Origin of the sequence: Streptomyces sp. NPDC001903 (assembly GCF_042891345.1) — a bacterium.
In the GTDB taxonomy this organism is placed as follows: domain Bacteria; phylum Actinomycetota; class Actinomycetes; order Streptomycetales; family Streptomycetaceae; genus Streptomyces.
The window spans coordinates 85,187-97,294 of the sequence record NZ_JBIASZ010000024.1; the positions used below are offsets into that span (position 1 = coordinate 85,187).

Annotated in this window: 12 protein-coding genes and 1 riboswitch; of the genes, 1 reads left to right on the forward strand and 11 read right to left on the reverse strand. The window is 70.8% G+C overall.

Annotated elements, in window-relative coordinates; translation table 11 throughout:
• Positions 1–14 precede the first annotated feature (14 nt).
• The 9 genes from ACFYZS_RS36030 to rpsB form a co-directional block, all read right to left on the reverse strand.
• Positions 15–1,049: an ABC transporter ATP-binding protein gene (locus ACFYZS_RS36030; RefSeq protein ID WP_389022361.1), complete on the reverse strand. Its 1,035-nt coding sequence runs from the start codon at positions 1,047–1,049 to the stop codon at positions 15–17.
• A complete protein-coding gene (locus ACFYZS_RS36035) occupies positions 1,049–2,665 on the reverse strand; it encodes an ABC transporter permease (protein WP_389022435.1) in 1,617 nt (538 codons plus the stop codon). The genes ACFYZS_RS36030 and ACFYZS_RS36035 overlap by 1 nt, the downstream gene beginning before the upstream one ends.
• 41 nt (positions 2,666–2,706) lie before the next feature.
• Positions 2,707–3,807: a thiamine ABC transporter substrate binding subunit gene (locus ACFYZS_RS36040; RefSeq protein ID WP_389022364.1), complete on the reverse strand. Its 1,101-nt coding sequence runs from the start codon at positions 3,805–3,807 to the stop codon at positions 2,707–2,709.
• A gap of 85 nt (positions 3,808–3,892) precedes the next feature.
• Positions 3,893–4,002, reverse strand: a riboswitch (TPP riboswitch).
• A 74-nt stretch (positions 4,003–4,076) separates the two neighbouring features.
• A complete protein-coding gene (gene rlmN / locus ACFYZS_RS36045) occupies positions 4,077–5,189 on the reverse strand; it encodes a 23S rRNA (adenine(2503)-C(2))-methyltransferase RlmN (protein ID WP_053691100.1) in 1,113 nt (370 codons plus the stop codon).
• 160 nt (positions 5,190–5,349) lie between these two features.
• The gene (locus ACFYZS_RS36050) at positions 5,350–6,423 is read right to left on the reverse strand and encodes a phosphatidate cytidylyltransferase (protein ID WP_389022369.1); all 1,074 of its coding nucleotides are present in this window, start codon (positions 6,421–6,423) and stop codon (positions 5,350–5,352) included.
• A complete protein-coding gene (frr, locus tag ACFYZS_RS36055; RefSeq protein ID WP_030162526.1) occupies positions 6,423–6,980 on the reverse strand; it encodes a ribosome recycling factor in 558 nt (185 codons plus the stop codon). Before frr ends, ACFYZS_RS36050 begins: the two co-directional genes overlap by 1 nt.
• A gap of 85 nt (positions 6,981–7,065) precedes the next feature.
• The gene (pyrH, locus tag ACFYZS_RS36060) at positions 7,066–7,845 is read right to left on the reverse strand and encodes a UMP kinase (protein WP_030162523.1); all 780 of its coding nucleotides are present in this window, start codon (positions 7,843–7,845) and stop codon (positions 7,066–7,068) included.
• 163 nt (positions 7,846–8,008) lie between these two features.
• Positions 8,009–8,845 carry a translation elongation factor Ts gene (gene tsf / locus ACFYZS_RS36065; protein ID WP_389022373.1) on the reverse strand — a complete coding sequence of 279 codons (837 nt, stop codon included), beginning with the start codon at positions 8,843–8,845 and terminating at the stop codon, positions 8,009–8,011.
• Between the two features lie 135 nt (positions 8,846–8,980).
• Entirely contained in the window at positions 8,981–9,877 is an 897-nt protein-coding gene (rpsB, locus tag ACFYZS_RS36070; RefSeq protein ID WP_389022376.1) for a 30S ribosomal protein S2, read from the reverse strand.
• A 250-nt stretch (positions 9,878–10,127) separates the two neighbouring features.
• Here rpsB and ACFYZS_RS36075 point away from each other — a divergent pair, with 250 nt between their 5' ends.
• Positions 10,128–10,592, forward strand: coding sequence for a M23 family metallopeptidase (locus tag ACFYZS_RS36075; RefSeq protein WP_389022378.1), 465 nt, complete (start codon positions 10,128–10,130; stop codon positions 10,590–10,592).
• A 67-nt stretch (positions 10,593–10,659) separates the two neighbouring features.
• On the opposite strand, the gene ACFYZS_RS36080 is transcribed toward ACFYZS_RS36075, so the two are convergent.
• Both ACFYZS_RS36080 and whiG read right to left on the reverse strand, forming a co-directional pair.
• On the reverse strand, positions 10,660–11,217 hold the full coding sequence (locus ACFYZS_RS36080; RefSeq protein WP_389022438.1) for a TetR/AcrR family transcriptional regulator: 558 nt from the start codon (positions 11,215–11,217) through the stop codon (positions 10,660–10,662).
• A gap of 52 nt (positions 11,218–11,269) precedes the next feature.
• Complete coding sequence (gene whiG / locus ACFYZS_RS36085; RefSeq protein ID WP_389022381.1) at positions 11,270–12,106, reverse strand: RNA polymerase sigma factor WhiG; 837 nt, start codon at positions 12,104–12,106, stop codon at positions 11,270–11,272.
• Between the last annotated feature and the right edge of the window lie 2 nt (positions 12,107–12,108).

Sequence of the window (12,108 nt, forward strand, 5' to 3'; positions counted from 1 at the left end):
CTCCCGGACGGCGGCTACGCCGCCGGGAGGACGACCACCTCAGCCGGCGAGAAGGCCACCGCCACCCGGTCACCCACCCCCGGCGCCCCGGCCAACCCGCACTCCGCCTCCAGCTCCGGCCCCGCCTCCGGCCGGAGCCGCAGCGCCACATGGGTCCCGCGGAACGTGCGCGCGAGCACCTCGCACCGCAGGCCGGCGGCCGCCGGCACCACCCCGGCGGGCCGGATCAAAAGGTTCTGCTCCCCCTGCGGCGACCCGGCCGGCACCTGCACCTTCCCCCACGCCGTCGCCGCGGCCCCGCCCGACACCACCGCCGGGATCACGTTCTCGAAGCCGAGGAACCGCGCCACGAACTCCGAGGCCGGCCGCTGCCACACCTCCAGCGGGGTCCCGGCCTGCGCGATCCGTCCGTCCCGCATCACCACCACCCGGTCGGCCAGTGCGAAGGCCTCCCCCTGGTCGTGCGTGACGGCCAGCACCGTGGTCCCGAGCCGGGAGAACAGTCCCCGCAGCTCCACCACCAGCCGCTCGCGCAGCCCGCGGTCCAGCTGCCCCAGCGGTTCGTCCAGCATCAGCAGCCTGGGCGAGGGGGCCAGCGCCCGGGCCAGGGCGACCCGCTGCTGCTCACCGCCCGACAGCGAAGCCACCGAGCGGCCCTGGGCCCCGGGGAGCCCGACCAGCTCCAGCAGCTCCGCGACCCGGGCCTCGTACGCGCCCCGCCCGGAACCCCGCCCGGAGCCCCGCATGCGCAGCCCGAACGCGACGTTCCCGGCCACGTCCCGGTGCGGGAACAGCTGGTGGTCCTGGAACATCAGGCCGACCCCCCGCCGGTGCACCGGCACCCGCGCCTGGTCCGCCCCGCCCAGCAGGACCCGCCCCGCCGAGACGGGCTGGAGCCCGGCCACGACCCGCAGCAGCGTGGACTTGCCGCTTCCGCTGGGCCCGAGCACGCACACGATCTCGTGCTCGGCGACCTCCAGGTCGACCGCGTCGACGACGGCACGCTCACCGAAGCGGACCGACACCCCGGCCAGTTCGAGCAACGTCATCAGAACTCTCCCGAGGTCTTGTCGGGGCGCAGCCGCTCCAGCACCAGCAGGGACACCGCGCACACCAGCATCAGAATCGTGCTCAGGGCCATCGCCTGCCCGTAGTTCAGCTCACCGGCCCGCCCCAGCAGCCGCGCCACGGCCACCGGCAGCGTCGGCCGGTCGGGCCGGGCGATGAAGACGGTCGCGCCGAACTCCCCCAGGGAGACGGCGAAGGCGAATCCGGCCGCGATCAGCAGGGCCCGCCGCACCAGCGGCAGGTCCACCTCCCGCCAGGCCCGCAGCGGCGACGCCCCGAGCACGGCGGCGGCCTCGCGCAGCCGCCCGTCCACCGCGCGCAGCACCGGCAGCATGGTCCGTACGACGAACGGCACGCCCACCAGCGCCTGCGCGAGCGGCACCAGGATCCACGAGGTCCGCAGGTCCAGCGGCGGCTCGTCCAGGGTGATCAGGAACCCGAAGCCGACGGTCACCGCCGACACCCCCAGCGGAAGCATCAGCAGCGCGTCGAACCCGCGCACGAACCGGCCCGCGCGCCGGGTCAGTGCCGCCGCCGCGAGCCCCCCGATCACCAGAGCGATGGCGGTGGCGGCGAGCGCGTACTGCAGCGAGTTCCAGATGGCCTCCAGCGGCGGCACCAGGAACGTTCCGCCACCCGCGCCCACGTCCTGGAGCGCCCGGTAGAAGCCGAACCCGTACCCGCCGGGCGCGTCGAGGGAGCGCTCCACCAGCACCGCCAGCGGGGCCACGATCAGCAGCGCCACCGTCAGCAGCACCCCGCCCAGCAGGGCGCGCTGCGCCGGCCCGCGGACCCGGTGCGCGGTCCGCGCCGGGTCGACGAGCCGCAGGGCGGTCTCCCGCCGGCGCACGGTCCAGGCATGGATACCGAGGATCAGGCCGACCGCCGCGAACTGGACCATCGTGAGGACGGCGGCCGTCGAAAGGTCCAGCAGCTGCGCGGTCTGCCGGTAGACCTCCACCTCCAGGGTGGCGTACGAGGGCCCGCCGAGGATCTGCACGACGCCGAAGGAGGTGAACGTGAACAGGAACACCATCAGCGAGGCCGCGGCCACCGCCGGCCCGAGCGCGGGCAGCGTCACCCGCCGCCAGGCGGCGAACCGCCCGGCGCCGAGCACCCGGGCGGCCTCCTCCTGGCGCGGGTCCAGCTGCGACCAGAGCCCGCCGACCGTCCGTACGACGACGGCGTAGTTGAAGAAGACGTGCGCGAGCAGGATCGCCCACACGGTGGTGTCCAGCCGGACGCCCCACAGCTCGTCCAGCAGCCCGCCCCGCCCGACCAGCGCCAGGAAGGCGGTGCCGACCACCACCGTCGGCAGCACGAACGGGACCGTGACCACCGCGCGCAGCAGCTGTTTGCCGGGGAACTCGAAGCGCGCGAAGACGTACGCGCCGGGGAGTGCGATCAGGAGCGTGAGCGCCGTGGAAGCGAACGCCTGCCAGGTGGTGAACCAGAGCACGTCGGCGATGTCGGGCCGGGTCAGCACCTCGCCGATCCGCCCGAACTGCCAGCCCTCGTCGGTCTTGATCCCGCGGCCGACGATCGCGGCCACGGGGTAGGCGAAGAACAGCCCGAAGAAGGCGAGCGGCACGGCCATCAGCAGGAGCCGGACGGCCGTACCGCGCGCGCTCTCGCGTCCTACTTCACGACGAGCGCGGACCATGCCTTGACCCACTGCTCACGGTTCTTGGCGATGGTCTCGGGGGCCACGTTCTCGGGCTTCTCGATGACCACGCCGTGCTTCGTGAACAGCTCCGGCAGCTTCGCGTCCTTCACCACCGGGTTCACGAACATCTGGAGCGGCATGTCCTCCTGGAACTTCTTGCCCACCAGGAAGTCGAGGAGCGCCTTGCCGCCCTCCTCGTTCTTCGCGCCCTTGAGCAGGCCCGCGAACTCGACCTGGCGGAAGCAGGTGCCGGTGGCCACGCCCGTGGGGGCCTCGGCCGGCTGCGGCTCCCCGTACAGGACCTCGACCGGCGGGCTGGAGGCGTACGAGACGACCAGCGGCCGGTCGCCCTTGGCCTTCTTGCCGCCCGCGGAGCCGGAGAAGCGCTCGTTGTAGGCCTGCTCCCAGCCGTCGACGACCTCGACGCCGTTGGCCTTGAGCTTGCTCCAGTAGTCCTTCCAGCCCTCCTCACCGTACTTGCCGACGGAGGCGAGCAGGAAGCCGAGGCCCGGCGAGGACGTGGCCGCGTTCTCGGTGACCAGCAGGTTCTTGTACTCGGGCTTGACCAAGTCGTCCAGCGTCTGCGGCGGGGCGATCTTCTTGTCGGCGAAGTACGCCTTGTCGTAGTTGACGCAGATGTCGCCGGAGTCGATCGGGGTGACCCGGTGCTCCTTGTCGAGCACGTACTCGGGCTTCACGTCGGCCAGGCCCTTGGCCTCGTACGCGGTGAAGATGCCGTTGTCGAGGGCGCGGGAGAGCAGCGTGTTGTCCACGCCGAAGAAGACGTCTCCGCGCGGGGAGCCCTTGGTGAGGATCTCCTGGTTGAGGGCGGCTCCGGCGTCCCCGGACTTCAGGACCTTGACCGTGTAGCCGCTCTGCTGCTCGAACTCCTTGAGGACCGTGTCGGTCACGTTGAAGGAGTCGTGCGAGACGAGCGTGACCGTCTTGGACTTCGGCGCGCCGCTCTCGCCGGAGGCGGACTCGTCCTTGCCCCCGCCGCCGCAGGCGCTGAGCGTGGCGACGCCGAGCGCGGCCGCGAGCGCCGCGCCCGCGAACTTCTTGGTGGTGCTCACTGGTGAATTCCTCCTGGGATGACCAGGAGAAGACGCGGCCCTGCCCGGCGCTCCATGCGAGCGGTCGCCGGGCAGGGCGCAACAGCTTGAGTGATGACCGAACTTCCTACCCCGAATGACCGGGGCGAGGTTCAGAGGGTCTGCGGATGACGGTTACCGCACTCTCAGCGCTGTGGCGCTCCCCTGTCGGAATATGCAATTGGTTCGGCCACAGGGTACCCCGTGGCCGAATCGGGCCCGCGGGCCCGCAGGCCCGCGGAAACCGCAGGCTAGCGCTCCGAGGCGGCCAGCTGGCCGCAGGCGCCGTCGATCTCCTGGCCGCGGGTGTCCCGTACGGTCACCGGCACCCCGTGGCGGGCGATGGCCTCGACGAAGGCCTTCTCGTCCTCGGGGCGCGAGGCGGTCCACTTCGAGCCCGGCGTCGGGTTCAGCGGGATCAGGTTGACGTGGACGCGCTTGCCCTTGAGCAGTCGGCCGAGGAGGTCGCCGCGCCAGGCCTGGTCGTTGATGTCGCGGATCAGGGCGTACTCGATGGAGATCCGGCGGCCGGACTTCTCGGCGTACTCCCAGGCCGCGTCGAGGACCTCGCGGACCTTCCAGCGGGTGTTCACGGGGACGAGGGTGTCGCGCAGCTCGTCGTCCGGCGCGTGCAGCGAGACCGCGAGGCGGCACTTGAAGCCCTCGTCGGCGAAGCGCAGCATCGCCGGGACCAGGCCGACGGTGGAGACGGTGATGCCGCGCTGCGACAGGCCCAGGCCGTCGGGCTCGGGGTCGGTGAGGCGGCGGATGGCGCCGACGACCCGCTTGTAGTTGGCCAGCGGCTCGCCCATGCCCATGAAGACGATGTTGGACAGCCGGGCCGGTCCGCCGGGGACCTCGCCGTCGCGCAGCGCGCGCATGCCGTCGACGATCTGGTGGACGATCTCGGCGGTGGACAGGTTGCGGTCCAGGCCCGCCTGGCCGGTGGCGCAGAACGGGCAGTTCATGCCGCAGCCGGCCTGCGAGGAGATGCACATGGTGACCCGGTCGGGGTAGCGCATCAGCACGGACTCGACGAGCGTGCCGTCGTGCAGCTTCCACAGGGTCTTGCGCGTGGTGTCGTCGTCGCACGAGATGTGCCGGATGACGCTCATCAGGTCGGGCAGCAGCTCCTGCTGGAGCTTTTCGCGCGAGCCCGCCGGGATGTCGGTCCACTCGGCCGGGTCGTGCGCGTACCGGGCGAAGTAGTGCTGCGAGAGCTGCTTGGCCCGGAAGGGCTTCTCGCCGATCGCGGCGACCGCCTCGCGACGCTCCTCGGGGGTGAGGTCGGCGAGATGCCGGGGCGGCTTCTTGGCCCCGCGAGGGGCGACGAAGGTGAGCTCTCCCGGGACAGGGCGGGCCATGGCTGGTACTCCTCGTAAGACGAAAGGCGCGCCGCAGAAGCAGCGCGCCTTTCAAGAGTAACCGCCCGGACCCGCCCCAAGCCGTCAGACGTACGTCGTCCCAGCTCAGCGGGGTTGCCCTGGTGAACCGCCCGTCGGCCGGAAGCCGCGGAGCCCGGTTTCAGCCGGTGCCGACGAACGCGGCGAGCAGCAGCCACACCACCGGGGCGGTCGGCAGCAGCGAGTCGAGCCGGTCCATGATGCCGCCGTGGCCCGGGAGCAGCGTGCCCATGTCCTTGATGCCCAGGTCCCGCTTGATCATCGACTCGCCGAGGTCACCCAGCGTGGCGCTGACCGCGACCGCGAGGCCGAGCAGCAGGCCCTGCCACCAGACGCCGCCGTCGATCAGGAACTCCATGCAGAGCGCGCCGGCCGCCATCGCGAAGGCCACCGCTCCGAAGAGCCCCTCACGGGTCTTGCCGGGGCTGATGCGCGGAGCCAGCTTGGTCTTGCCGAAGCGCCAGCCCACCGCGTAGGCCCCGGTGTCGCTGACCACGGTCAGCAGCAGGAAGGTGACCACGCGCTCCGGACCGTCGTCGGCGGTGAGCAGCATCGCGACGAAGGTGGCCAGGAAGGGCACGTAGAACGCGGCGAAGACGCCCGCCGTGACGTCCTTGAGGTAGTCCTCGGGCGGTTCGGTCATCCGCCAGACCAGGACCGCCAGCGCGGTCAGGGCCATGGCCACCCAGGCGCCTTCGGCCCCGCGGACGTATCCGGCGATGACCATGGCGGCGCCGCCGACCGCGAGCGGGACGAGCGGGGCCTTGATGCCCTTCTTCTCCTGCAGCCGGGAGGTGAGCTCCCACAGGCCCACGACGACCGCGACGACGATGACGCCGACGAAGACCGCCTTGACGATGAACAGCGAAGCGAAGATCACCGCACCGAGGCCGACACCGACCCCTATGGCGGCACGCAGGTCTCGCCCCGCCCGCTTCTTCGGCGGGGGCGTGGCGTCCTGCGGTGCCTGCGAGGGCGGGGGCGGGGGGCTGGGCATGGGCTCCTGCGGCGGCGTCTCGGCGCGGAACGGGGGGCCGCCTTCGGCGGCGGCCCCCCGATCGCGTGCTTCCCGGTCGTCGAAGTCACGGCCGGCGGCATCGGGCACGATGGGCATGGGCCGAGTGTGCGGGCCCACCAGCGCATCGTATGCGGGACCCGCCGGAACCGGCTCCGTGGCCCAGGGAGAGTCGTTCATCAGACCTCGAGGAGCTCGGCTTCCTTGTGCTTGAGCAGCTCGTCGACCTGCGCGACGTACTTCGCGGTGGTGTCGTCGAGCTCCTTCTCCGCGCGGCGCACCTCGTCCTCGCCGGACTCCTTGTCCTTGACGAGCTTGTCGAGGGAGTCCTTCGCCTTGCGGCGGACGGCGCGGATCGAGACCTTGGAGTCCTCGGCCTTGGTGCGCGCGACCTTGATGTACTCCTTGCGGCGGTCCTGCGTCAGCTCGGGGAAGGTCACCCGGATGATGTTGCCGTCGTTGCTGGGGTTGACGCCCAGGTCGGAGTCGCGGATGGCCTGCTCGATGTTGCGCAGGGCGCTCTTGTCGAACGGGGTCACGATCGCCATGCGCGGCTCGGGCACCGAGAAGGACGCGAGCTGGTTGATGGGCGTGATGGCGCCGTAGTAGTCCGCCACGATCTTGTTGAACATCGCCGGGTGCGCACGACCGGTGCGGATCGCCGCGAAGTCTTCCTTGGCGACGACGACGGCCTTCTCCATCTTCTCCTCGGCCTCGAGGAGGATTTCTTCGATCACCACGTGCTCCTGCATGTCAGATATGGATGGTTCAGGCGGGCGGGGCGGGCTCGGCCCAGTGGGGCCGGGCCCGGCGTGGGAACGCTCAGGCCCGGGTGCCCTGGTCGCTCACGAGCGTGCCGATCTTCTCACCCTTGACGGCGCGGGCGATATTGCCCTCGGCGAGCAGCTCGAAGACCAGGATCGGCAGCTTGTTGTCGCGGCACAGCGTGATGGCGGTGGCGTCGGCGACCTTGAGATCGCGGGACAGCACCTCGCTGTACTCCAGCGCGTCGAACTTCACCGCGTCGGGGTTCTTCTTCGGGTCGGAGTCGTAGACCCCGTCGACACCGTTCTTGCCCATGAGCAGGGCCTCGGCGTCGATCTCCAGGGCCCGCTGGGCGGCCGTGGTGTCGGTGGAGAAGTACGGCATGCCCATACCGGCGCCGAAGATCACGACGCGGCCCTTCTCCAGGTGCCGTACGGCGCGCAGCGGGATGTACGGCTCCGCGACCTGGCCCATGGTGATGGCGGTCTGCACGCGGGAGTCGATGCCTTCCTTCTCCAGGAAGTCCTGGAGGGCGAGGCAGTTCATGACGGTGCCCAGCATGCCCATGTAGTCGGACCGCGCGCGGTCCATGCCGCGCTGCTGGAGTTCGGCGCCGCGGAAGAAGTTTCCGCCGCCGATCACGACGGCGATCTCCGCGCCGTCACGGACCACCGCGGCGATTTCGCGCGCGATGGCATGGACGACGTCGGGGTCGACGCCCAGTCCTCCACCACCGGAGAAGGCTTCGCCCGACAGCTTCAGCATGAAGCGGCGGCCCTTCTTGTCGTGGTCGCTCTTGTCGTCGGAAGCGGTGTGGGGGTCCACGCCCTGATTCATGGAGATCTCCTCGTGCACATACGAAGAAGGCCATTGCCGGTGGGTCCTCGCGGTTCCCTCTACGGCAATGGCCTCCTCGTCAGATCTGCGGTCGTTCCGCGCGCACGCGGACGACTGCTTCAGACCCTACCGGGGTCCGGTGTCCGTCGTTGTAAGGACGGACTCAGATGCCGACCTTGATGCGCGAGAAACGCACCAGGGTGACACCGGCCTCGTCCAGAACCTTCTGGACGGACTTCTTGGCGTCCAGGGCGTACGCCTGGCCGAGCAGCGTGTTGTCGCGGAAGAAGCCGTTGACACGACCCTCGACGATCTTCGGCAGGGCGGCCTCGGGCTTGCCCTCCGCGCGGGTGACCTCTTCGGCGACGCGGCGCTCGGACTCGACGACCTCGGCCGGGACGTCCTCGGCGGACAGCCACTTCGGCGCGAACGCGGCGATGTGCTGCGCGACACCGCGGGCGACGTCGGCGTTGGGCTTGTCGAGCTCGACCAGGACACCGATCTGGAACGGCAGGTCGGGCATGGTGCGGTGCATGTACGCCGTGACGTAACCGCCGGTGAACTGCGCGAAGCGGTCCAGGACGATCTTCTCGCCGAGGTTGGCGTTCGCCTCGTCCACGAAGGCCGTGACGGTCTTGCCCGGGGCGATCTCGGACGCGAGCAGCGTCTCGATGTCGGCCGGGGAGGTGGCGGCGACGTGCGCGGCCAGCTCGTTGGCGACGGCGAGGAACTTCTCGCCCTTCGCGACGAAGTCCGTCTCGCACTTCAGCTCGACGATGACACCGGAGGTGTTGTCGTCGGCGATGAGGGACACGACGGCACCGTTCTCGGCAGAACGGCCCTCGCGCTTGGCGACGCCCTTCTGACCCTTGATACGGAGCGCCTCGACGGCCTTGTCGACGTCACCGTCGGAGTCGACCAGCGCGTTCTTGCAGTCCAGCATGCCGGCGCCGGTGAGCTCGCGGAGCTTCTTGACGTCAGCGGCGGTGTAGTTCGCCATGAGTCTGTGATTCTCTCTCGAAGTCGTAGATCTACGGGTGAACGGCGGAGGAGTCGCGCTCGTGGCGCGGCTCCCCCGCCGTCATCGTCCGTGCTGCGAGTGCCCGGCGGATGAACGCCGGGCTCTCTCAGAGGGTCAGGCCTGCTCGGCGTCGGCGGCCGGAGCCTCGACGACGGCCTCGGCCGCGGGGGCCTCGACAGCGGCCTCGGCCGGGGCGGCCTCGGCCGGGGCGGCCTCGGCGTCGTCGGCCTTCTTCTCGCCCTCGAGCAGGTCGCGCTCCCACTCGGCGAGCGGCTCGGCGGCGGCCTTCTCGCCCGGCTTCGAGTCGCCGGTCGCAGCGCCGGAGCGGGCGATGAGGCCCTCGGCGACGGCGTCGGCGATCACGCGGGTGAGCAGGGTGACGGAGCGGATCGCGTCGTCGTTGCCCGGGATCTTGTAGTCGACCTCGTCGGGGTCGCAGTTGGTGTCGAGGATCGCGACGACCGGGATGTGGAGCTTGCGCGCCTCACCGACGGCGATGTGCTCCTTCTTGGTGTCGACGATCCAGACGGCGCTGGGAACCTTCGACATCTCGCGGATACCACCGAGGGTCTTCTCCAGCTTGGTCTTCTCGCGGGAGAGGACCAGGAGCTCCTTCTTGGTGAGACCCGAGGCGGCGACGTCCTCGAAGTCGATCGCCTCAAGCTCCTTCAGACGCTGGAGGCGCTTGTAGACGGTGGAGAAGTTGGTGAGCATGCCACCCAGCCAGCGCTGGTTGACGTACGGCATACCAACGCGCGTCGCCTGCTCGGCGATGGCCTCCTGGGCCTGCTTCTTGGTACCGACGAACATGATGGAGCCGCCGTGGGCGACGGTCTCCTTGACGAACTCGTAGGCGCGGTCGATGTACGACAGCGACTGGAGCAGGTCGATGATGTAGATGCCGTTGCGCTCGGTGAAGATGAAGCGCTTCATCTTCGGGTTCCAGCGACGGGTCTGGTGACCGAAGTGGACGCCGCTTTCCAGCAGCTCCCGCATCGTTACGACGGCCATGGCCATCTCCTTGGTTTCTCGGTTTGGTTCCTGACGCCCCACCGCGCCCTGCCCCCGACGAGGGGACCGAGAGACGCTTTCACCCGGCCTGAGCGGCTGGTGCTGGGGCGTGCGAAGTCGACCCGGTGACCCGGATCGCCGTAAGAAGTGTACGGGACCGGGCGGTATGCCTGGTGACGCCGTTGTCCACACCCGGCCGGTTGTCCACAGACCCGATCACGCTGCGCGACGCGGCGGCAACCTGGACGACATGACGACACTGCTGCTCACGCTGCTGCTGGCCCTGTCCCAGGCGCTCTCCCCGGGAGCCCGGCCGCTCCCGCCGCCCCTGGTGGTGGCCCGCTGGTGGGATCCGCCCCCGACCCCGTACGCGGCCGGGCACCGCGGGGTGGACCTGGCCGCCCCGGTGGGCGCGGAGCTCAGGGCCGTGGGCCCGGGGCGGGTGCACCACGCGGGCCCGGTGGCCGGGCGCGGGGTGCTGTCCCTGACCCTTCCGGGCGGCCTGCGCACCACGTACGAACCGGTCCGGCCGCTGGTGGCGGAGGGCGAGGAGGTCACGACGGGCCAGGTGGTGGCGGTCCTCACGGAGGGCACGCACTGCGCGAGCCCCTGCCTCCACTGGGGCCTCCTGTCGGGCACGACGTACCTGAACCCCCTGACCCTCCTCCCGCACCCGACCCCGAGACTGCTGCCCCTCACGCCCCCGACCGGCTGAGACGGGGTGGCGACGTGGCACGGGGTGGGGCGGAGGGGCGGGGGCGGGGGGGGAGCCCCCCCGGGTCTCAGCCCTGCACGCCTCGGAGGGCCATGGCCACGGCGGCCTCCGTCACCACGCCGGGATCCTCGGCGGCGCCCAGCTCGATGCGCCGCACCGCCGCGTCGACGACCCCCTGCAGCAGCATCGCGGCGAGCCGGGGCTGCTCGTGCCCGAGGGCACCCAGCGCCTCCACGATCATCGCCACGAGTCCCCCGTGCGCGGCGCGGATCTTCTCGCGCGCCCCCGCGTCCAGCTCACTGGCCGAGATCGCGACCACCGCCCGGTGCCGGCGGTCCCCGACCAGCCCCAGCTGGCTCCGCACGTAGGCCTCGACCTTGGCCTCGGGCGACTCGGCCCGCTCCATCGCGGCCTCGATCTCGGCGGCCCACACGGGGAAGTCCACCGCGCACAGCTCTTCGACGACGGCCGCGCGGGAGCGGAAGTATTCGTACACGGAGGACCGGGCGAGGCCGGTGCGCTCCGCCAGGGCGGGGAAGGTCAGCGCTTCCGTCCCGCCTTCGGACAGCAGGGAGCGCGCGGCGTCCAGCAGGGCGCCGCGCTGCATCGACCGGTGCTCGGCCACGGAGGCCGCTCGAATCCTGGGCACACGTCCACTCTACGGAGGTGCCGCAAGCTCACCGCCCGACATCCGCCAGCTTGGCCCGCAGTTGGAGCACCGACTTGGTGTGGATCTGGCTGACCCGGCTCTCGGTGACGCCCAGTACGTTGCCGATCTCGGCCAGCGTGAGGCCCTCGTAGTAGTAGAGCGTGACGACGGTCTTCTCGCGTTCGGGCAGGGTGTTGATCGCCCTGGCCAGGAGCCTGCGCAGCTCGCGGTCCTCGGCCACCTCGACCGGGTTGTCGGCGGCGGTGTCCTCCAGGGTGTCCATCAGGGAGAGGCGGTCGCCGCCCTCGCCGCCCGCGTGCAGCAGCTCCTCCAGGGCGACCACGTTGGCCAGCGACAACTGGCTGAAGACGGCGTGCAGTTCCTCCACGGCGATGCCCATCTCGCCGGCCACCTCGTGCTCGGTGGGGGTACGGCGCAGCTGGGCCTCGAGGACGGCGTAGGCCCGCTCCACGGCTTTGGCCTTCTGCCGGACCGAGCGCGGGATCCAGTCGAGGGCGCGCAGCTCGTCGATCATCGCGCCCCGGATGCGGGTGATCGCGTACGTCTCGAACTTGATGGACCGGTCGATGTCGAACTTCTCGATGGCGTCGATCAGCCCGAAGACCCCGGAGGAGACGAAGTCGGCCTGTTCCACATTGGGCGGCAGCCCCACGCTGACCCGGCCGGCGACGTACTTCACCAGGGGTGAGTAGTGCAGGATCAGCTGCTCCCGCAGCCGCTCGTCACCACTCTCCTTGTACGAGCGCCACAGCACCTCGAGGGACGAGGGCGCGGTGGTCCGCACGCTGCCGCGGGCAGCGGGGGGCACCGCAGCGCGGTCAGACCCTGAGGTGTGCTGGGGCATGC

Bases quoted from the DNA above. Each gene is read 5' to 3' on its own strand.
- ACFYZS_RS36030 (WP_389022361.1), bottom strand. From the start codon at position 1,049: ATGACGTTGCTCGAACTGGCCGGGGTGTCGGTCCGCTTCGGTGAGCGT.
- ACFYZS_RS36035 (WP_389022435.1), bottom strand. From the start codon at position 2,665: ATGGCCGTGCCGCTCGCCTTCTTCGGGCTGTTCTTCGCCTACCCCGTG.
- rlmN (WP_053691100.1), bottom strand. From the start codon at position 5,189: ATGGCCCGCCCTGTCCCGGGAGAGCTCACCTTCGTCGCCCCTCGCGGG.
- ACFYZS_RS36050 (WP_389022369.1), bottom strand. From the start codon at position 6,423: ATGAACGACTCTCCCTGGGCCACGGAGCCGGTTCCGGCGGGTCCCGCA.
- pyrH (WP_030162523.1), bottom strand. From the start codon at position 7,845: ATGAATCAGGGCGTGGACCCCCACACCGCTTCCGACGACAAGAGCGAC.
- tsf (WP_389022373.1), bottom strand. From the start codon at position 8,845: ATGGCGAACTACACCGCCGCTGACGTCAAGAAGCTCCGCGAGCTCACC.
- rpsB (WP_389022376.1), bottom strand. From the start codon at position 9,877: ATGGCCGTCGTAACGATGCGGGAGCTGCTGGAAAGCGGCGTCCACTTC.
- ACFYZS_RS36075 (WP_389022378.1), top strand. From the start codon at position 10,128: ATGACGACACTGCTGCTCACGCTGCTGCTGGCCCTGTCCCAGGCGCTC.
- whiG (WP_389022381.1), bottom strand. From the start codon at position 12,106: ATGCCCCAGCACACCTCAGGGTCTGACCGCGCTGCGGTGCCCCCCGCT.